Origin of the sequence: Gillisia marina (genome assembly GCF_000258765.1) — a bacterium.
GTDB lineage: Bacteria > Bacteroidota > Bacteroidia > Flavobacteriales > Flavobacteriaceae > Gillisia > Gillisia marina.
In genome coordinates, this window is the sequence record NZ_AJLT01000028.1 from 1 (window position 1) to 19,122 (window position 19,122).

Here is a 19,122-nt window from a genome sequence, read left to right on the forward strand (position 1 = left end):
TCGCTGGGTCGCTGACAGGTTTCAATAATATAGCTCTTACTTTAAAAATAATAATTCAAACCTAAGGTAGCTATCGGGAGAGAAGTCTTTTTCACCATTGAAAATTCTCCAAAACTTTCCGTAATTTCACTGCTAAATTCAGCACATGAACTTATCCTACTGGGAATACCAATCCTGGCTTACTAATGTAGATTACACTATAATCGGTAGCGGAATTGTTGGTCTTAATACGGCTCTCCGTCTCAGAGACAAATTTCCAAAAGCAAACATTCTTATCTTGGAACGCGGCTTCTTGCCAAATGGAGCGAGCACTAAAAATGCCGGATTCGCATGTTTTGGAAGCCTATCAGAGATCCTGGACGATCTTAATTCGCATTCAGAAGAAGAAGTGGTGCAATTGGTTCAAAAAAGGGTAGATGGATTGGCGTTGTTGCGGAAAACCTTGAGGGATGACACCATAGACTTCAATCTTTGGGGGAGTTATGAGCTTTTTATTCCGGCAGACAAATCTCTTTTAGAGGAATGTAAATCTAAAATGGATTATGTAAATACACTTTTACACCCTGTTTTTAAGGAGAATGTGTTTAGTTTTGGCCCGGATAAATTCGGTTTTAACCAAATCGAAGAGACACTGATCTTCAACAAATTTGAAGGGCAGATCAATACCGGGAAAATGATGGAAGCCTTGCTTCAAAAGGCATTAAATGCAGGAATCAAAATCCTGAACAACATCACTGTGGAAGAGTTTTCAGAAGGAAATTCTACAGTAAATATTAAGACCGATCAATTTGAGTTTTCCACAAATAAACTCTTGATCGCAACCAACGGTTTTGCTGCTCAGCTAGGATTAGGATCGGTTAAACCCGCGAGAGCTCAGGTCCTTATTACCAAACCTATAGAAAACCTTCAGATACAAGGAACTTTTCACTTAGATAAAGGCTATTATTATTTCAGAAATATCGATAATCGTATCCTATTGGGAGGTGGTAGAAATCTGGACCTTAAAACAGAGGAAACAACCCAGCTGGGAGAGACCGAGCTTATTCAGAATAAATTAGATGCACTTTTGAGAGAGACTATTTTGCCTAACACAGAGTTTGAAATAGATAGACGCTGGAGCGGGATTATGGGAGTTGGAGTCCAAAAAAAACCTATCGTAAAACAGCTTTCAGAAAATGTTTATTGCGGAGTTAGATTGGGCGGAATGGGTGTTGCCATTGGTAGTTTAGTAGGTAGAGAATTAGCAGATTTGATCTCGTAGTGAGATATTAATAATAAACGATATATGAAGAAATTTTTCAGGTTCCTTTTAAAGCTTATCCTAGGTTTAATTGCTTTTAGCATTTTTATGGTGCTACTTTATAAATGGGTGCCGGTTCCTGCTACGCCACTTATGGCAATTCGCTATTTTGAAAATCCGGAAGAGCCTATTAAACACGATTGGGTTTCTTATAATGAGATCTCAAGATATTTACCCTTGGCAGTACTTTCCAGTGAAGATCAGAACTTTTTGAATCATTCCGGATTCGATATGAAAGCCATCGAAAAAGCGATAGAAAACAACAAGAATGGCAAGCGAATTCGTGGTGCAAGTACAATCTCTCAACAAACAGCAAAAAATGTGTTTTTATGGCCCAATAGAGATTGGTTTAGAAAAGGAATGGAAGCTTATTTCACGTTGCTAATAGAAACTATGTGGAGCAAGGAGCGAATCATGGAAGTGTATCTAAATAGCATAGAGATGGGGCAGGGAATATATGGAGCCGAAGCTGCAACTCAGCACTGGTTTAAAAAACCTGCTTCCAAATTAACGGCTTATGAAGCTGCCGCAATTGCTGCAGTACTTCCAAATCCGCGGGTTTATAGAGCCAATCCTGCAAGTAGTTATATCTCTCAAAGAAAAAGCTGGATCGTACGACAAATGCAGAATTATGGGCCTTTTAGCATTAAAAATTAATATGAAAGAGGAGCTATATAAAAAATGTGCAAGCTATCTGGAAGAAAAGATAGGTAGGATCTCTCATTCTATACAAGATCTGGAAGCAGCTTTAACCAATGAGTCCAAAAGCAGCGCTGGAGATAAGTATGAAACCAGCCGGGAAATGATAAATATCGAAATCCAGAAGCTCTCCACTCAGTTGCAGCAATTTCAACAACTACAGGTAACCTTAGAAGTGGCAAAACGCAATGGATCTTCTAAAACAGTTAAATTGGGAAGCTTGGTAAAAGCTACTAATGCGACTTATTTTATCTGCATTCCTATTGGTGAAGTGGAACTCGATGCTAAAAAGATATATGTGATTGGCGCTGGTTCTCCAATTGCTCAAGCTTAATTGGCAAATCTGTTGGAGATAATTTTAGCTTTAATGCGGTATCCGGTAAAATCGTTTCTATCGATTAATTTCGGGTTCTGGAGGTTATCAGGTTTTTATCTATTTTAATAGTAACAGTTTCTCCAGCTACAATTTCTTCAGTATTTTCAAAATAGATGATTTGGTTTTTCAGCATTGCTTTTATTAGAAAATTTCCTCCTTTAAAATAAGAGTCCAGCACTTCAACTTGAACATCTGAAGATTTGCCCAGCTTAATTTCATGAGGATATAATAAGATCATTTTTCGATTTGTCTCTTCGGGAGAGATCGATCTTAACATCACTTCATTAATATCTCCAAAGAGCGACGCGATATATTTATTAGGCGGGTTGTTATACAATTCCTGAGGACTAGCATTCGCATAAATTTTACCATTTTTAAGCACCATAGTTCTATCTGCAAATGAAAGTGCATCGGTGCTGTCATGGGTGGCTATAATGCAGGTGATCTTATTTTCTTTTAAGTAAGCAAATAGCTTTCGCCTAAGATTATTCTTTCTAAAATGGTCTATATGGCTAAATGGTTCATCCAGTAACAATAATTCCGGCTTGTTCGCTAAAGCTCTTGCCAAAGCAACCCTTTGTTGCTGCCCGCCGCTTAGGTCTCCTCCTTTGGTATTGGCAAGCTCCGTCATTTCTACCACTTCTAATAGCTCTAGTATTCGCTTTTTCTTCTTTCTTGGATAAGCATTGCTAAGATGTTTTCCAACATTTTCAGCAACCGTTAACGGTGGCATGAGGTCGAAATCTTGTGCTAAATATTTAATAAATGGCTCTCCGGGAACTAGGTTATGATTTGGACCTTGTAATTCTGTTCCGTTCCAGGAAACAAAGCCATCGGTGTGATGAAGTCCGTAGATTAACTGTAGTAAAGTGCTTTTTCCACAACCGCTTTCCCCAATTAGAGAAACATGATCTCCTTCGGCTATCTGTACATTGATCTTCTTTAATACCGGTTTTTCATTGTAACCAAAAGAGACTTTTTTTTAATTTCAGCATATTTCTCTATTGAATTCGTATAAATAACAAGGTCGGAAATAGTTTATTCCCGACCTCATTGCATTAGTATATTTTGAATGACTATCCCTTCACTTTGTCGTTCACTTTTTCAGGCAAAACTTCAAATCCCATATTGTAAAGGGTAAAAGCAAAGATATCTGCGTATTCGTCAATAATCATCGCAGTTGGTTTCCCGGCCCCGTGACCAGCTTTAGTTTCAATTCTAATTAAAACAGGATTGTTACCCGCTTGCTTTTCTTGTAATTCTGCTGCGAATTTAAAGGAGTGTGCTGGCACAACTCGATCGTCGTGATCTCCGGTTGTAACCATTGTTGCAGGATACTCAACTCCTTCCTTCACATTTTGAACAGGAGAATATCCGTATAAATATTCAAACATTTCTTTATTATCTTCAGCAGTACCATAATCGTAGGCCCATCCTGCTCCGGCAGTAAAGGTATGGTAACGCAACATGTCCATTACCCCAACTGCAGGCAATGCAACCTTCATTAGTTCCGGACGCTGTGTCATGGTTGCACCTACTAACAAACCTCCGTTGGAACCACCGCGAATTGCTAAATAGTCACTAGATGTATATTTCTCTTTAATTAAGTATTCTGCTGCAGCGATAAAATCGTCAAAAACATTTTGTTTTTTCATCTTAATCCCTGCGTCATGCCACTCTTTTCCATATTCTCCACCTCCACGTAAACTTGGCACAGCGTAAATACCACCTTGCTCCATCCAAACTGCGTTTGCAATGCTAAAAGAGGGTGTTAAACTAATATTGAAGCCTCCATATCCATAAAGGATGGTTGGGTTCTTTCCATTAAGCTCAATTCCTTTTTTATGAGTGATGATCATAGGAACTTTAGTTCCATCTTTAGAAGTAAAGAAAATCTGCTTGCTTTCGTAATCTTCAGGATTAAAATCTATAGTTGGTTTATTATATAATTCTGAACTACCAGATTTAATATCATATTTATAGATGCTTCCCGGAGTTACGTAGTTGGTAAAAGAATAGTATAAGTATTCCTTATCCTTTTTAGTGCTGAAACCACCAACAGAACCTACACCGGGCAATTCCACATCTCTCACTAATTTTCCGTTATAATCGTATTGTTTTACTTTAGAAACCGCATCTACCATATACTCGGTAAAGAAATAGCCACCACCCGTAGATGGGGATAACACATTTTTAGTTTCAGGTATAAAATCTTTCCAATTCTCTGAACTTGGATTTACAGCATCTACCGTAACGATCTTTTTATTTGGCGCATTAAGATTGGTCACAATAAAAAGTTTGCTGCCATCATTTTCTATCACATAACTATCTGTATCTTCATTGCCAATCAAGGTTACCAATTCTGGATTTGGCTTGGTAAGATCCATCATGAATAATTTCCCGCCGGAAGTAGAATTTCTAGCTGAGATAAATAAGTAATTGTTGTCTTCTGTTACATAGCCACCCACATATCGGTGTTTTTGAGCTGCTGTTCCTCCAAAAACCAATTTATCTTCACTTTGTTTAGTTCCAAGTTTGTGGTAGAAAAGTCGGTGCTGATCTGTTTTTGCTGAAAGCTCACTTCCTTTTGGTTTTTTATAACTGGAATAATAAAAACCTTCGTTTCCTTTCCAAGAAATCCCACTAAATTTTATATCTATCAAGGTATCTTCAATAGCTTTTTTAGAATCGGTATCCAAAAGGATTACTTTCCTCCAATCGCTTCCACCTTCAGAAATACTATAAGCAGCTAGTTTTCCATCTTCAGAAAAACTTAATCCGCCTAAAGAAGTAGTTCCATCCTTGCTAAATTTATTCGGATCTAAAAATAATTCGGCTTCACCATCACCAGCTTTTTTTTCTGTAAACAACATATTGGTTTTGAAGTCCGTCATTCTTATAAAAATAATCGTAATCCCCTTCAGTAAAAGGAGCACCTAATTTCTCATAGTTCCAAAGTTGGGTGAGTCTATTATTAAGATCTTTTCTGTAAGGAATTTTTGCCAGGTAATCAAAAGTAACCTCATTCTCTGCTTTTACCCATTCTTCGGTCTCTTTGCTTCTATCGTCTTCTAACCAGCGATACGGATCTTTAACTTCGGTTCCAAAATAATTGGTAACAGTATCTACTTTTTTGGTCTCTGGATATTTCAATACTTCTGCTTGCTCTTTTTTGGAATCTTCTTTACAAGCAAAAAGGGTTCCTGCTGCAATAATTCCGATTAATAGTTTTCTCATAATGGTTTTAGAATGTTTTATGCGCTATAAGTAGCGCAATAAGAGCTCTAAGTTACATTTTTCCAGATACTTAGTCAATAGTGTTGTTTAAATATCCTTTTTCTAAAAGATATTCGGCTATTTGAACCGCATTTGTAGCCGCACCTTTTCTTAGATTATCGGCAACTACCCACATATTTAAAGTGTTTGGCTGAGAATAATCTCTTCTAATTCTACCAACAAACACATCGTCTTTTCCTTCGGCATAAATTGGCATAGGATAGGTGTTTACTGAAGTATTATCTTGAACTGTAACTCCCGGAAATTCACTTAATAATTTTCTCACCTCATTTTCATCAAAGTCGTTTTCAAATTCAATATTCACCGATTCACTATGCCCGCCAACAACAGGGATTCTAATTGCAGTAGCAGATACCTGAACAGATTCGTCTCCTAAGATTTTTTTTGGTTTCATTGGAAAGTTTCATCTCTTCCTTAGTATATCCATTATCTGTAAACACATCGCAATGTGGAATCGCATTTTTATGAATTGGATAAGGATATGCCATTTCTCCTTTAGTATCCTGATATTCATTTTCTAACTGCTGCACCGCCTTTACACCCGTTCCCGTGATGGATTGATAGGTTGAAACCACCACTCGCTTCACTTTATAAATATCGTGCAATGGTTTTAAGGCCATTAACATCTGAATTGTGGAACAGTTTGGATTTGCAATAATTAGATCTTCAGAAGAAAGTTCTGATGCATTAATTTCCGGGATCACTAATTTTTTTGATGGATCCATTCTCCAAGCAGAAGAATTATCGATCACTTTAGTTCCAACTGCAGCAAATTTTGGGGCCCATTGTAGAGAAGTATCTCCACCAGCAGAAAAGAGTGCAAGGTCTGGTTTTAGCGCAACCGCTTCTTCCAGGCCAATTACTTTAAAGGATTTATTATTAAATTCTATGCTATTTCCAATAGATTTTTGGGATGCTACCGGGTATAATTCGGAAATGGGAAAATTTCTTTCTGCTAACACCTTTAATATTACTTGCCCAACCATTCCGGTGGCGCCAACTACTGCTACTCTCATGCTATCTTATCTATAATTGAATTAGAGAACTGTTTGAATTCTCTAATTATTGTTTTTAATTTTCTTTGCAAATGTATTGTACTAAAAAATAACTGAATAGTTTGCAGACATTAATTTAAGCGGATTCTACAGAATTATACACATTTTTAAAATTAGTTAAAAAAAGAACCCTCCACATAGTGAAGGGTTTAGGTTTAGAATATATAATGTAGCGGTGATCGCGCTATACTTTTATTTAAAATATAATTCTTTAAAATATTGAAATCTACTACCGTTGTAAGCGATCTTCCAGATTTCAGATTTTTTAATGATTCCTTTGCTCACAAGTCTTAGACCGTCGATATAAGTTCTATACACCACCGTATAAAAAATAATTAATCCAAAGAAAACCCAAGAGTTTATATATTTATTATTCATTAATAAAATTAGAATTGCAAATGGCAATATTAATGCGCAATAATAGAAATATATATTTTTCATTTTAAGAATTCTGCTTTTTCAGCTCATCCCTAATTTCCATAAGTAATTCTTCCTGAGTAGGACCTTTAGGTGCCGGTGCAGCTTCCTCTTCTTTCTTTTTAGTTTTCTCGTAAGCTTTCAAAAACAAAAACACAAAGAGCCCAACCAATATAAAATAGATGATTGCTTGAATTAAATTTCCGTAAGTAAGTACCGCGGCCTCCGCTTCTTGTGCAGCTTCTAAAGTGGCATATTTTTGGCCATCCAGCGAGATGAACTTTTGAGAGAAATCTGTTCCTCCCGTTAAAACACCAATAACAGGCATAAATATATCTGCAACCACAGAGGAGATTACTTTATTAAATGCTGCTCCAATTACTACAGCTGTAGCTAAAGCAACAATATCCTTTTTCATTAAAAAGGATTTAAAATCTGAAAGAAAAGACATATTTATTAGGGTTTATAGTTAGTTAGCACAATTTAAAGAAAATTATTAGTTGTAAAAATTATTCCTCAACAATAACACGTTTTACGCGTTGGGAGATTCCAGTAATTAATTCATAGGAAATAGTATTCCCTTTTGCAGCAAATACCGTTGGATGCTGAGGTCCACCAAAAAGGATTACCTCATCACCTTCCTTACAATCTATGCCAGTAATGTCTATCATAAGCATATCCATACACACATTCCCAATTATTGGCGCATATTGATCTTTTATAAAAACACCTGCGCGACCATTCCCGTATTGCCTATTAACCCCATCTGCATGCCCAATTGGTAATGTTGCGGTCATAGTTTTTTCTGAAGCAGTAAAAGCTCGATTATAGCCCACACTTTCTCCAGGTGCGAGTTCATGGATCTGTGAAATAATCGTTTTTAGAGTGCCAATAGGTTTTAGATTTTCATCTATCTTTTCGTCATTCCCAAAACCATAAAGACCAATTCCACTTCTCACCATATCAAAAGCCGCTTCCGGATAATTGATGATTCCCGAAGTATTAGCGATATGTAGCAAGGGTTTGTATTGAAGATTTTGAAAGATGCTAAATGCCATTTTTCTGAATTTTCCCAGTTGCTGTAAAGTGAATTCGCGTTCCTTCCAATCTTCACTTGCCGCAAGATGAGAAAAAATAGATTTTACCTTTACCGCATCAGATTTTTTTAGATATTCAAAAACTTTATTTAATTCAGGAGCAATAAAACCAAGTCTATTTAAACCGGTATTTAGTTTTAAATGAATAGGATATTCTTTTTGTCCGAGCTTTTCTGCAGTCTTGATAAAAGCATTCAGCACAAATTCACTGTAAATACTAGGCTCAAGACACCTTTCAATTATTTCTTCGAAATTGGCAGATTGTGGATGTAGAACCAGAATTGGCTCAGTAATACCTGCATCTCTAAGCGCAATCCCTTCCTGAGTGTAGGCAACGGCAAAATAACCAACACCTAAAGCACTTAGCTTTTTAGCTATTTCAGCAGATTCACTACCATATCCAAAAGCCTTCACGACGCCCATTAATTTGACATCTTTGGCGATTTTTGATTTTAAATAATTGTAATTATGTTCCAGAGATTTTAAATTGATCTCCAGCGTAGTTTCGTGAACAGTAGACATTAGGTAGGTGTTTTTCCCGGATCTACAGTTTCTGCATCTTTTACAGAATACTGTTTCACCCGTTCCTTAAGCATCGCTTTAAAATAGGCAGCCCTACTTAAAGGTTCGTATTCTTCATTTTCTCCTAAAAAAACCAAATCATCATTAACTGCTTTTCTATAGCTAAACTGAGCAAGGTTACCGGTTCTTGTGCATACTGCATGTACCTTGGTAACATACTCTGCAGTTGCCATTAGATTTGGCATTGGTCCAAAAGGATTTCCTTTAAAATCCATATCCAGTCCGGCAACAATTACGCGAATTCCACTATTTGCGAGATCGTTGCAAACAGTTACTATTTCATCATCGAAAAACTGAGCTTCATCTATGCCTACAACATCGCAGCCATCGGCTAGTATGCGAATATTTGCCGCAGATGGAACCGGCGTAGATCTAATTTCATTAGCATCGTGAGACACCACCATCTCTTCATGATAGCGTTTATCTATGGCAGGTTTAAAAATTTCTACCTTTTGTTTTGCAAAAGTGGCTCGTTTGAGTCGGCGGATCAATTCTTCGGTTTTTCCGGAAAACATCGATCCACAAATTACTTCTATCCAGCCAAATTGCTCCTTATGATTTACTGTATTTTCGAGAAACATTTTGTAATTTTCAGTGCAGTTTAGGATTTATACCTAAGCGGCATAAAGTTGAAACAAATTTATTAAAAATACAACCGAGGTGGCTGTTGGTTAAAGTAAATTTGTAAACCAATTAAAACTTATGGAAGCTAAGATAAATGAAACTTGGTAGCATTATTGCACATTATTGTATCTATCTTCTAAATAAAAATAATATTTGTGATGAAAAAGAAATTGGAATCTGAATTAAAAAATCTTGCAACTAATATACTAGACACTTCTTCCGGAGCTTCTACTGCTAATCTAAAAAAGATGGCGAAAGAGCTTTATGAAAAGTTGACTATTCTGGCTTTTACTGAAGAAAACTTATCTAAAATGGAAGAATTTTCTTCTGAAAGCATTCAAAGAAGTGAGCCGAAGAAGGAGAAGGAATCCACTAAAGATGATTACCTACCAGATGGTACGGAGTATAATGACACTGAGGCAATCACGGAGCTTAACACCGAAATGATAAAGGATATTGTTGCGCAAATGCCTCCGGAAACAGAGCATGTAGATAGTATGGTAGAGAATATCATTTCTAAAAGCAGCAATGGGAAGTTACCAGAAAACACTTCAGAATTTAAAAAGAACGATTTTAGAGATATCGGGGTAGATTACGATAATCTTCCAAGTTTTGAGCCTGTAAAAAAACAGGAAAAAGAAAAGCCTAGATCTCTAAACGACCGACTAAAAAAAGGAATTAATATCGGGCTTAATGAGCGCTTATCCTTTATTAAGCACCTATTCGATGGACATACAAACGATTATAACCGAGTAATCTCTCAATTGAACACGTTTGATAATCTTGACGATGCTCATAGGTTTATTCAGCAAGTGGTAAAACCAGATTATAAAAACTGGGAAGGAAAAGAAGAATACGAAGAGCGGTTTATGACTTTAGTAGAAAATAAATTCAATCACTAAATCTTTTCTGGATTCAAAAATCTCAGAGAAAACCAAGGAGTTATCTCCCGATAATTTTTAGGTTGAAAATTAAATCCTCAATGAGGGATTAAGTTTACTTTTTTATGGCAAAATTATATTTAGTCCCAACACCTATTGGTAATTTAGAAGATATTACCCTTAGAGCGATCCGAGTTTTAAAAGAAGTAGACTTTATTCTTGCCGAAGATACCCGCACCAGTGGGAAATTATTGAAACACTTCGAAATTAATACCCCAATGCAAAGCCACCATATGCATAATGAGCATAGAACGGTGGAAAATATAGTTAGAAGAATTAAAAATGGAGAAACCTTTGCTTTAATTAGCGATGCAGGAACTCCTGCTATTAGCGATCCGGGTTTTTTATTAACACGGGAGTGTGTAAATGAAGGAATAGAGGTAGATTGTTTACCCGGTGCAACGGCATTTGTTCCAGCTCTGGTGAATAGTGGTTTCCCTAACGATAAATTTGTGTTTGAGGGCTTTTTACCTCCAAAAAAGGGTCGCCAAACTCGTTTTAAGATTTTAGCCGAAGAAACCAGAACCATTATATTTTATGAGTCTCCGCATAAATTAAAAAAAACGCTTACCAGTTTTATGGAATATTTTGGAGAGGATAGATTGGTTTCCGTATCTCGAGAAATCACGAAACTTCATGAAGAAACTATAAGAGGTACCGCTAAGGAAGTCTTGGAATACTACACAAACAAACCCCCAAAAGGTGAAATTGTGATCGTGGTTAATGGGAAGGCATAAATGCAACAACTATTAGATACTATAAGGCAATGTGAAGTTTGCATAAAGCATTTACCTAATGGTGCTCGCCCAATTATAGAGGCGACTGAAGATTCCAAAATTTTATTAATTAGTCAGGCTCCGGGTAGGGTAGTGCATGAATCGGGGATTGCCTGGAAAGATCAAAGTGGTAAGAAATTAAGAGAATGGCTGGGCGTGGATGAAGACACTTTTTATAACACCTCAAATTTCGCAATTCTCCCGATGGGATTTTGTTATCCCGGAAAAGCAAAAACCGGTGATCTACCTCCTAGAAAAGAATGCGCTCCTCTTTGGCATAATCAGGTTTTTTCAGAATTAAATAAAATCGAGCTAATCATACTTATTGGTTCCTATGCTTCCAACTATTATTTGGCTGAAGAAAAAACGAAGCTCACCGAAAAAGTCGCGGAATATGAGAAATACCTTCCCAAATACTGGACAATTCCACATCCCTCACCTGTAAATAGATTTTGGAGAATGAAAAATCCTTGGTTTGAAGAAAAGGTGGTTCCAAAACTTCAACGTAAGATTGCTTCAATAGTATCCTGATTTTTTAACATCAAAAAGAAAGTCTCTACTCCCTAATTAGGCTATATTTAAATTGAATCACAATACCTTTGTAATCACTTTTCAATCTTAAAATTATATGCGCTGGACGCTTAAGCCAAAACCTAACCGTGAAACTGTGAGCATGCTTGCTTCCAAACTGGGAGTTGAGACACCTATAGCATCATTGTTAGTGCAACGAGGAATAGAAACTTTTGAGGAAGCTAAAAAATTCTTTAGACCTTCTATAGAGGATTTGCACGATCCTTTTTTAATGAAGGACATGGAGAAGGCTATCGAGCGAATTGAGCTAGCCATAGAGCAAGAGGAGAATATCATGGTTTTTGGGGATTACGATGTGGATGGCACAACAAGTGTCGCTTTGGTTTCTTCTTATCTAAAGACTTTTTACCCCAATGTGGTTTCTTATATCCCGGATAGGTATGAGGAAGGCTATGGCATTTCCTATATCGGAATCGATTTTGCGGCAGATAATGATATCTCACTCATTATTGCTTTAGACTGCGGAATCAAGGCGATCGAAAAAGTAGCTTATGCTGCTGAAAAAAATATAGATTTCATTATTTGCGATCATCACCGGCCGGGAGCAGAAATTCCAAAAGCAGTTGCTGTTCTGGATCCAAAAAGGGAAGATTGCGAATATCCTTATAAAGAACTTTGCGGTTGTGGCGTTGGCTTTAAATTGTTGCAAGCTTGGAACGTCAAAAATGATATCACTTTAGATACACTTTTGCCATATTTAGATCTGGTAGCAACGGCAATTGGAGCAGACATTGTTCCAATCACGGGAGAGAACAGAATTTTGGCTTATCATGGTCTTCATGTTATAAATGTGGCTCCAAGACCTGGTTTCAAAGCAATTATTGACCAAATTAAAAAAGAAACCCTCACGATTACCGATGTGGTATTTATTCTTGCACCAAGAATCAACGCTGCGGGAAGAATGAAACATGGCTTACATGCTGTGAATTTGCTAGTGGAACATGATATGGAAGTTGCCAGGCAATTTGCTTCAGAAATTGAAGCTTATAATTCAGAAAGGCGTGATGCCGATAAAAGTATTACTGTTGAAGCTTTGCAGCAAGTGGAAGATTTAGACGAAAAAGAGCGATTTACCACGGTGGTGTATCAGGAAGACTGGCACAAAGGAGTGATTGGAATTGTTGCGAGTAGATTGATAGAAACCTATTACCGTCCCACTTTAGTGTTCACAAAAAGTGGTGATAAGTTAGCTGCTTCTGCGAGATCAGTAAAAGGATTTGATGTGTACAATGCGTTGGAGGCTTGTACAGAACATATCGAGCAATTTGGTGGGCACATGTATGCCGCAGGATTGACCTTAGCTGAATCTCAGTATGATGATTTCAAGAAAAAGTTTGAAGAAGTTGTTTCCGGGAGTATCGAAAATTATATGCTAACCCCAGAAATCGGTATTGATGCCGAAATAAAATTAGCAGATATCACTCCGAAATTTCATAGAATATTGAAGCAATTTGCACCACATGGCCCGGGGAATATGTCGCCTGTTTTTTTGAGTACTAATCTAAAAGATACAGGTTACGGAAAATGTGTGGGAGGAGACGATCTTCACTTAAAATGTGCTGTGAAACAAGGCAATAATAACAGCCAGATTGGCGCAATTGGTTTTAATTTGGGACCGAAAAAAGATCTTATTACCAATTCTCAATCTTTTGATGCGGTGTATTCTATAGATGAAAATGAGTGGAATGGAAATGTGAGTTTGCAGTTAAAACTAAAGGATATTAAGGCTTAAATGACTTCTCTCCCGATAGCTATCGGGACGCTCGAAGTGACAAGGTTAGTATGTCATTCTGAAAGTAGTGAAACGAATTGAAGAATCTCTATGGAAGAGATTTATCTTTACTAGAGATCCCTCCTCCCGTCGGGATGACAAAACTAAGCAAATGACATTCTGAACGAAGAGCAGCGAAGTGAAGAATCTCAAAAGGATCACTTTATTACATCAAAGACTTCTCCACCGATGGCTATCGGGACTCTCGAAGTGACATTAAATATTTGTCACATTTCCCGAAGCATCGGGATGTCGCATTGTGAATCTACTAATGAAGAAACTTTGACAAGCTCAGTTTGACATTATTCTTCTAGATGGAGTTTTTCTAATTTCATAGTATCCCCATCAAAAACCCCAAAAGTATAATGAGAGATCCAGTCTCCGAGGTTGATGTATTTTGAAGTTGCGTTGAGGTCTATTTGCATTGGGAGATGCCTATGCCCAAACACGAAATAATCGTAATGTTTGGTCTCCAGTTTTTTTCTGGAATACTGAATTAGCCATTCCTTTTCTTCGCCTAAGAATTTTTGATCTTCTACTCCGGAGATTATCTTGTTTTTTACCGATAAATGTTGCGCTAAAGGCACACCAATATCCGGGTGTAACCATCTATACAACCATTTGGAGAGCGGATTGGTAAACACTTTTTTCATACGCTTGTATCCCGTATCGCCCGGGCCTAATCCGTCACCATGACCAATTAGGAATAATTTGGAATTGAATTCGAATTCTTTTGGCTGATGAAAAACGGGGATATTGAGTTCTTTTTCGAAATAATCGTTCATCCAAAGATCATGATTCCCAACAAAGAAATAGATTGGGATTCCGCTATCACGTATCTCGGCTAGTTTACCTAAGGTGCGCACAAAGCCTTTTGGCACTACATGTTTATATTCGAACCAGAAATCGAAAAGATCTCCCAACAAAAATATGGCAGCGGCATCTTCCTTTATCTCGTCCAGCCATTTTACAAACTTTGCTTCTCTAGGTTTGCTTTCCTCTTGAGTAGGCGCTCCTAGATGATTGTCGCTTGAAAAGTATATTTTTTTGCCTTCCGGAATATTCATGTTTCGAGTTTGGACGTGTAAATATAACTATTTTAGGAAAGGAGCAGATCTATGAAATTTTCGGCACTAAAATTAGAATTGAAAATTTGCGCAAGGGATGGCAGCGGCATCCCCCGATCTTTATCGGGGATATAGCGAACAGCCCGACCTTGCTTTTTGGCAAGGTTGCGCCCTAAGGATTATCAGTAGCATACCACTCTGCAAAAGAGGTATCTGTTTCCTGTAGTTTTAAAGAAAATAACTGGATTTGAGATGGTAATTGATTTTTAATCTTTTCGGCAAAATCTATCACCATGTTCTCACTGGTTGGCTGGTAATCTACCAAGATTACACTATGGTCTCTGTTTTCCAACTCTTTGGCAAGCTCGATGTGTGGGGTGTTCTTGTTAAAAACGGTAGCATGATCGAATTTATCTACAATCTCCGATTTCACGATCTTTTTAAGGTCACTAAAATCTATCACCATCCCATATTTTACGTTGTTGGTATCTGTAATTGGCGTTCCAATTACCGTTACGCTTAATTTGTAACTATGGCCGTGTACATTTTTGCATTTCCCGTCGTAGCCGTAAAGGGCGTGTCCGGTTTCAAAAGAAAATTGTTTGGTGATCCTAATCTTACTCATAACTACAATTTGATGCAAAGATACTAGATTTTCCTTCTAAAAGTTTTAGATACAATTAAAGCTTTCTTGACTTACATTTGTGTGCTTTTATATTGGTAACTTCACGAGTAAACGCGACAATTTTTCTTAAAAAGTAAGATGATGACGGAAATAGCAGAGTTGTACGAGCAGTTAGAGTTTCAAGAGAATCCGCTCTACGAACGTATTATCACAGATTTGGTTGAAAATCAATACAGCATTGTAGATGATTTTTTTAGCTTGGAAGAAGTGGAAAAGCTGCGTGCCACCCTATTGCGAAAGTACGAAGAGGATAATTTTAAAAAGGCGGCAATTGGGAATCGCGTTAATGAAGTGATTGAAAAATCTGTTCGTGGAGATTTTATTCTTTGGTTGAATGAAGCTGACGCAGGAGAAAATGAAAAGATCTTTTTCAACAAGATAAATCCATTTATCGCCTACTTAAATAAAACCTGTTTTTTAGGGATTCTCTTTAAGGAATTCCATTATGCTTTATATCCAACAGGCACTTTTTATAAAAGACATTTGGACACTTTTCAGAATGATGACAGGCGCAAATTATCTTTAGTTTGCTATTTAAATGATGAAGATTGGAAACCGGAAAATGGCGGGGAATTAGTGATCTATAAAAATGATAATGGTGTAGAAAACCCAATAACTATTTATCCTTTTCCAGGGAGAGTAGTGGTTTTTGAAAGTCAGATCCTAGAGCACGAAGTAAAACCTGTTAACACCATGCGATTGAGCATTACCGGGTGGCTGAAAACGCGTTAATTATTTTTTAAATTTCTTGTAAAGGAATACTCCAATAAGTGCAAGGGCAAGAAGTATCCAAAACCCCATTCCGCTTAGAAACGAGAAAATATCGTAAGTGGTTTCACTTACGGGGACATCATTTTGAGTCATTAGGCTAGTGTTTTTTGATGTAATTTCTGGAATACAGAAAGATGGCAACAATTAAGAAGATGGCAAAGAAATACCATTTATTTTCCAAAAAGAATTCCCAAATAGTAAATCCCCATTCCTGTTCCGGTCTTGGTTGCTTGTCTTTTGGAATCTCTATTTGAAATGGCATAGCTATAATTTTATAGAAATATACTCATTATTTCCATTGATCTAGCTATTTTTTAAATTTTGCCAAGGCATTTTTAGTGAATTCTGAAAGCACTAACTCTCCCGAAACTGCAGCGCGATCTATTAATAAGTTATCCCAATGAGAAGTATTCTCCCAAAGGATATTTTTCATCTCTTGTAGGGCTTGCGGATTGTATGAGGCTAATTTTTCTGATAACAGCGCTACTTCTTTATCAAGATCTGAAATTGAATCGAAGACCTTTGCAAAAAGTCCTTTTTCTTGTGCCCAATACGCATTTTTCCATTCGTGAGCAGCAAGGCTCAACTCCGATAACGCAGCCAATCCCATTTTCCGCTCTACTGCAGGAGCAATAACAAATGGACCTATTCCTATGGTAAGTTCAGAAAGTTTAATTGCAGCAGCTTCTGTGGCCATAGCATAATCGCAAGCAGCCGCTAAGCCAACACCACCTCCAACGGTTTTTCCATGGATTCTCCCAATGATCAATTTCTTACAAGCTCTCATCGCATTTATCACATTAGCGAAGCCTGAGAAAAACTTTTTGCCTTGTTCTAAATTTTCAATCGCCACTAACTCATCAAAAGAAGCTCCTGCACAAAAGGCTTTTTCAACTTCAGATTTAAGGATGATCACATTTACCTCTTCGTTATCTGATAATTTCTGAAACTCCTTTCGTAGCCTTTCCAACAATTCTGAAGGAAAAGAATTACTGGCAGGATGCCCAAATTCTATAGTGGCAATTTTATTTTGAATGCTGGTATATAAACTTCCGTTCTCGCGGGTAGTGCTCATAAGAAATAGATTTTTTCAAATGTAAAGATAAAGAGAATGCTTTGAAAGCTTTTAATAATTCAAGAAGATTAAGGCAGCCTAAATATTTTTTTTGAGATTCCTCCTTCGTCGGAATGACAAAACGCTTCTTGATGTCATTCTGAAAGGAGTAAAACATATTGAAAAATCTCTAGCCTTTAAATCTCCTTCTTTAAATATTTTCTTCGGAATTGAAACACCAAGGCGCTACTTCTAATGAGCATCCATCCAAAAAATGCAATCCAAATGGCATATAATTTTAGGCCGAAATAATCGCAAATAAGGAGAATAGGGGTAAAGACTAAAAAAGTGGCTACCAACAAAAGGTTTCTCAAATATTTGGCTTCTCCCAATCCTTTAAAGATCCCATCGAACATAAAGGCTATGGCGTTGATGGGCTGCATTAACAACACCAGCCAAAATACAGAAGAGAATAAAACAAGTACGCTAGCCTCTTTGTTAAAGATGAGTCCGATCTCATTATAAAATAAGGCACAAATACCCATTAAAATCAGCGCGATTAACACCGAGTATTTGCTGATCTTTTTACTGAGCTCCCAAAGATTTACATAATCTTTAGCTCCCAATAGTCTCCCTCCAATGGCATTTCCCGCATTTGCATACCCATCTATAAAAAACGCGAAGAATAGCCAAATGTTCATGAGAATACTTTGCGCGGCGATATAATTCTTCCCATAATCTGTGGCATAAGCATTGGCAAGATAGATCGCAAAATTAAGCGCAGCGGTTCTAATAAATAAGTTCCCGGCCATTAGCAATAAGCCTTTTAATTGCGGATTGATATTAAAACTTAATTTTAAATGAAAAGGCGTCTTTTTAAAGAAGAACCATAAAGCCATTATTAGCATCACAGCTTGAGCAACTAAACTGGCGATGGCAGCTCCTTTTAAATGCATAGCAGGGATATAATCCTCTACTCCGTACACCAATAAATAGTCTAAACCAACATTTACAATTGCTCCTGTAAGACTACATTTCATTGCCCAAAGTGTGTTTTGTAGCCCTCTAAACACTCCAAAGATGGCAAATGTCACCAAGGTAAGCGGATACCCAATTGCTCGTATTTGATAATATTCTTCAGCGTAATTCAAAATCAAGCCTTCTGCATTATAAGCGCTAAAAATGCTATTTGCAAAAAAACCGGTAACCGCATAAATAATCAAACTAAATAAAAAGTTGAAAGCAATAGCCTGTGGAATCAAGGTTTTTACTGCATGAAGCCTATTTGATCCCAGATGCCGAGAAACAATAGAGGAAATTGCAGTTTTTGTTTGTGCTACGATCCAGATAATGGCAGAAAGGAAAGAACCTACAATTCCTGCGGCTGCCAGAGCTTCAATAGGATTTGTATCTACATTCCCAATAATTGCAATATCTGTTAATGATATAAGCGGTTCTGCAATCCCGGCGATAATGGCTGGAATAGCAATTTTATTGATGTTTTTAAAACTTATTGTAGAAGACAAGTAGTTAGAAATAAATTAGAGCGGGTTCTTTTTTAATACCAGCTCATAACAATGAAATGGCGCAGCGCTTTGCTTTGGAAAGTAAATATCTTGTAATTTTTGATAACCTCTGGCTTCATAGAATTTCTGATTCCTCTTATTTAGGCTAAATGTGTCTAATCTAATAGATATAAAATCTAGTTTTTGGGCAAATTCTTCAGCGAAATCCATCAATTTTTGTCCATAACCTTTTCCCCAACTCTCGGGATGTGTTGCTAATCTGTGGATGTAAAGATTTTTTTCAGAAGGAGAAAGCCATGAGACCGGAATATATTCTTCATCCATATTTTCAGATAAAACGATAATCCCTAGAATCTGATCGCTTTCTTCCAATACATATAATTCTTTGTGATCTATATCTTGCTGAAGTTTTTCGAGTGAGGGATAATGCTCATTCCATTGAAAGATGCCTAATTGCTGCATGCCAACCGCGCAGGCTTCTGTGAGCTTTTTT

20 protein-coding genes and 2 pseudogenes are annotated in these 19,122 nt (G+C 37.1%); 8 read left to right on the plus strand and 14 right to left on the minus strand.

Going from position 1 to position 19,122, the window contains the following annotated elements; all coding sequences use genetic code 11:
• Nucleotides 1-145 precede the first annotated feature (145 nt).
• The 3 genes from ON07_RS08710 to ON07_RS15015 are packed head-to-tail and all read left to right on the plus strand — an operon-like array spanning nucleotide 146 to nucleotide 2,333.
• The gene (locus ON07_RS08710) at nucleotides 146-1,261 is read left to right on the plus strand and encodes an NAD(P)/FAD-dependent oxidoreductase (protein WP_010230173.1); all 1,116 of its coding nucleotides are present in this window, start codon (nucleotides 146-148) and stop codon (nucleotides 1,259-1,261) included.
• Between the two features lie 24 nt (nucleotides 1,262-1,285).
• On the plus strand, nucleotides 1,286-1,957 hold the full coding sequence (mtgA, locus tag ON07_RS08715) for a monofunctional biosynthetic peptidoglycan transglycosylase (protein WP_010230175.1): 672 nt from the start codon (nucleotides 1,286-1,288) through the stop codon (nucleotides 1,955-1,957).
• A 1-nt stretch (nucleotide 1,958) separates the two neighbouring features.
• Nucleotides 1,959-2,333, plus strand: a complete 375-nt coding sequence (locus tag ON07_RS15015; RefSeq protein ID WP_155807201.1) for a transcription elongation factor — start codon at nucleotides 1,959-1,961, stop codon at nucleotides 2,331-2,333.
• A 64-nt stretch (nucleotides 2,334-2,397) separates the two neighbouring features.
• Here ON07_RS15015 and ON07_RS08725 read toward each other — a convergent pair whose 3' ends face one another.
• The 7 genes and pseudogenes from ON07_RS08725 to ON07_RS08755 all read right to left on the minus strand — a co-directional run bounded on the left by ON07_RS08725 (nucleotide 2,398) and on the right by ON07_RS08755 (nucleotide 9,404).
• On the minus strand, nucleotides 2,398-3,312 hold the full coding sequence (locus ON07_RS08725; protein ID WP_050915875.1) for an ABC transporter ATP-binding protein: 915 nt from the start codon (nucleotides 3,310-3,312) through the stop codon (nucleotides 2,398-2,400).
• A gap of 139 nt (nucleotides 3,313-3,451) precedes the next feature.
• A pseudogene (locus ON07_RS15020) lies at nucleotides 3,452-5,612 on the minus strand (prolyl oligopeptidase family serine peptidase).
• Nucleotides 5,613-5,682: 70 nt separating this feature from the next.
• Nucleotides 5,683-6,688: pseudogene (locus ON07_RS15025) on the minus strand (aspartate-semialdehyde dehydrogenase).
• A gap of 231 nt (nucleotides 6,689-6,919) precedes the next feature.
• Entirely contained in the window at nucleotides 6,920-7,168 is a 249-nt protein-coding gene (locus ON07_RS08740; protein ID WP_010230181.1) for a hypothetical protein, read from the minus strand.
• A 1-nt stretch (nucleotide 7,169) separates the two neighbouring features.
• Nucleotides 7,170-7,595: a large conductance mechanosensitive channel protein MscL gene (mscL, locus tag ON07_RS08745; RefSeq protein WP_010230182.1), complete on the minus strand. Its 426-nt coding sequence runs from the start codon at nucleotides 7,593-7,595 to the stop codon at nucleotides 7,170-7,172.
• 58 nt (nucleotides 7,596-7,653) lie between these two features.
• The gene (gene alr, locus ON07_RS08750) at nucleotides 7,654-8,763 is read right to left on the minus strand and encodes an alanine racemase (RefSeq protein WP_010230186.1); all 1,110 of its coding nucleotides are present in this window, start codon (nucleotides 8,761-8,763) and stop codon (nucleotides 7,654-7,656) included.
• Complete coding sequence (locus tag ON07_RS08755) at nucleotides 8,763-9,404, minus strand: thymidine kinase (protein WP_010230189.1); 642 nt, start codon at nucleotides 9,402-9,404, stop codon at nucleotides 8,763-8,765. Before ON07_RS08755 ends, alr begins: the two co-directional genes overlap by 1 nt.
• Nucleotides 9,405-9,605: 201 nt before the next feature.
• Here ON07_RS08755 and ON07_RS08760 point away from each other — a divergent pair, with 201 nt between their 5' ends.
• The 4 genes from ON07_RS08760 (at nucleotide 9,606) to recJ (ending at nucleotide 13,487) form a co-directional block, all read left to right on the plus strand.
• Nucleotides 9,606-10,349: a hypothetical protein gene (locus ON07_RS08760; RefSeq protein ID WP_010230192.1), complete on the plus strand. Its 744-nt coding sequence runs from the start codon at nucleotides 9,606-9,608 to the stop codon at nucleotides 10,347-10,349.
• Nucleotides 10,350-10,453: 104 nt separating this feature from the next.
• Nucleotides 10,454-11,125 carry a 16S rRNA (cytidine(1402)-2'-O)-methyltransferase gene (gene rsmI / locus ON07_RS08765; protein ID WP_010230196.1) on the plus strand — a complete coding sequence of 224 codons (672 nt, stop codon included), beginning with the start codon at nucleotides 10,454-10,456 and terminating at the stop codon, nucleotides 11,123-11,125.
• Complete coding sequence (locus ON07_RS08770) at nucleotides 11,126-11,695, plus strand: uracil-DNA glycosylase family protein (RefSeq protein ID WP_010230198.1); 570 nt, start codon at nucleotides 11,126-11,128, stop codon at nucleotides 11,693-11,695.
• A 97-nt stretch (nucleotides 11,696-11,792) separates the two neighbouring features.
• The gene (gene recJ / locus ON07_RS08775) at nucleotides 11,793-13,487 is read left to right on the plus strand and encodes a single-stranded-DNA-specific exonuclease RecJ (protein ID WP_010230200.1); all 1,695 of its coding nucleotides are present in this window, start codon (nucleotides 11,793-11,795) and stop codon (nucleotides 13,485-13,487) included.
• Nucleotides 13,488-13,828: 341 nt separating this feature from the next.
• On the opposite strand, the gene ON07_RS08780 is transcribed toward recJ, so the two are convergent.
• Both ON07_RS08780 and ON07_RS08785 read right to left on the minus strand, forming a co-directional pair.
• Nucleotides 13,829-14,593, minus strand: coding sequence for a UDP-2,3-diacylglucosamine diphosphatase (locus ON07_RS08780; protein WP_010230203.1), 765 nt, complete (start codon nucleotides 14,591-14,593; stop codon nucleotides 13,829-13,831).
• A gap of 172 nt (nucleotides 14,594-14,765) precedes the next feature.
• Complete coding sequence (locus ON07_RS08785; protein WP_010230206.1) at nucleotides 14,766-15,218, minus strand: 6-pyruvoyl trahydropterin synthase family protein; 453 nt, start codon at nucleotides 15,216-15,218, stop codon at nucleotides 14,766-14,768.
• A 141-nt stretch (nucleotides 15,219-15,359) separates the two neighbouring features.
• Here ON07_RS08785 and ON07_RS08790 point away from each other — a divergent pair, with 141 nt between their 5' ends.
• Nucleotides 15,360-16,010 (plus strand): 2OG-Fe(II) oxygenase, encoded by a 651-nt coding sequence (locus tag ON07_RS08790; protein ID WP_010230209.1) that lies wholly within the window; start codon nucleotides 15,360-15,362, stop codon nucleotides 16,008-16,010.
• Here ON07_RS08790 and ON07_RS17440 read toward each other — a convergent pair whose 3' ends face one another.
• The 5 genes from ON07_RS17440 to ON07_RS08805 all read right to left on the minus strand — a co-directional run.
• Complete coding sequence (locus ON07_RS17440) at nucleotides 16,011-16,142, minus strand: hypothetical protein (RefSeq protein WP_010230212.1); 132 nt, start codon at nucleotides 16,140-16,142, stop codon at nucleotides 16,011-16,013.
• A gap of 4 nt (nucleotides 16,143-16,146) precedes the next feature.
• Nucleotides 16,147-16,311 (minus strand): hypothetical protein, encoded by a 165-nt coding sequence (locus ON07_RS16695; protein WP_010230215.1) that lies wholly within the window; start codon nucleotides 16,309-16,311, stop codon nucleotides 16,147-16,149.
• 45 nt (nucleotides 16,312-16,356) lie between these two features.
• Entirely contained in the window at nucleotides 16,357-17,124 is a 768-nt protein-coding gene (locus ON07_RS08795; protein WP_010230217.1) for an enoyl-CoA hydratase/isomerase family protein, read from the minus strand.
• Between the two features lie 176 nt (nucleotides 17,125-17,300).
• Nucleotides 17,301-18,629, minus strand: coding sequence for an MATE family efflux transporter (locus ON07_RS08800; protein ID WP_010230219.1), 1,329 nt, complete (start codon nucleotides 18,627-18,629; stop codon nucleotides 17,301-17,303).
• Between the two features lie 15 nt (nucleotides 18,630-18,644).
• A partial coding sequence (locus ON07_RS08805; protein ID WP_010230220.1) for a GNAT family N-acetyltransferase occupies nucleotides 18,645-19,122 on the minus strand: 478 nt, incomplete at its 5' end.

What these genes read in the sequence shown, in the direction of transcription:
- ON07_RS08780 (WP_010230203.1), bottom strand. Translation starts at nt 14,593, where the DNA reads ATGAATATTCCGGAAGGCAAAAAAATATACTTTTCAAGCGACAATCAT.
- ON07_RS08710 (WP_010230173.1), top strand. Translation starts at nt 146, where the DNA reads ATGAACTTATCCTACTGGGAATACCAATCCTGGCTTACTAATGTAGAT.
- rsmI (WP_010230196.1), top strand. Translation starts at nt 10,454, where the DNA reads ATGGCAAAATTATATTTAGTCCCAACACCTATTGGTAATTTAGAAGAT.
- alr (WP_010230186.1), bottom strand. Translation starts at nt 8,763, where the DNA reads ATGTCTACTGTTCACGAAACTACGCTGGAGATCAATTTAAAATCTCTG.
- mscL (WP_010230182.1), bottom strand. Translation starts at nt 7,595, where the DNA reads ATGTCTTTTCTTTCAGATTTTAAATCCTTTTTAATGAAAAAGGATATT.
- ON07_RS17440 (WP_010230212.1), bottom strand. Translation starts at nt 16,142, where the DNA reads ATGACTCAAAATGATGTCCCCGTAAGTGAAACCACTTACGATATTTTC.
- mtgA (WP_010230175.1), top strand. Translation starts at nt 1,286, where the DNA reads ATGAAGAAATTTTTCAGGTTCCTTTTAAAGCTTATCCTAGGTTTAATT.
- ON07_RS08795 (WP_010230217.1), bottom strand. Translation starts at nt 17,124, where the DNA reads ATGAGCACTACCCGCGAGAACGGAAGTTTATATACCAGCATTCAAAAT.
- recJ (WP_010230200.1), top strand. Translation starts at nt 11,793, where the DNA reads ATGCGCTGGACGCTTAAGCCAAAACCTAACCGTGAAACTGTGAGCATG.
- ON07_RS16695 (WP_010230215.1), bottom strand. Translation starts at nt 16,311, where the DNA reads ATGCCATTTCAAATAGAGATTCCAAAAGACAAGCAACCAAGACCGGAA.
- ON07_RS08740 (WP_010230181.1), bottom strand. Translation starts at nt 7,168, where the DNA reads ATGAAAAATATATATTTCTATTATTGCGCATTAATATTGCCATTTGCA.
- ON07_RS15015 (WP_155807201.1), top strand. Translation starts at nt 1,959, where the DNA reads ATGAAAGAGGAGCTATATAAAAAATGTGCAAGCTATCTGGAAGAAAAG.
- ON07_RS08770 (WP_010230198.1), top strand. Translation starts at nt 11,126, where the DNA reads ATGCAACAACTATTAGATACTATAAGGCAATGTGAAGTTTGCATAAAG.
- ON07_RS08755 (WP_010230189.1), bottom strand. Translation starts at nt 9,404, where the DNA reads ATGTTTCTCGAAAATACAGTAAATCATAAGGAGCAATTTGGCTGGATA.
- ON07_RS08785 (WP_010230206.1), bottom strand. Translation starts at nt 15,218, where the DNA reads ATGAGTAAGATTAGGATCACCAAACAATTTTCTTTTGAAACCGGACAC.
- ON07_RS08760 (WP_010230192.1), top strand. Translation starts at nt 9,606, where the DNA reads ATGAAAAAGAAATTGGAATCTGAATTAAAAAATCTTGCAACTAATATA.
- ON07_RS08790 (WP_010230209.1), top strand. Translation starts at nt 15,360, where the DNA reads ATGACGGAAATAGCAGAGTTGTACGAGCAGTTAGAGTTTCAAGAGAAT.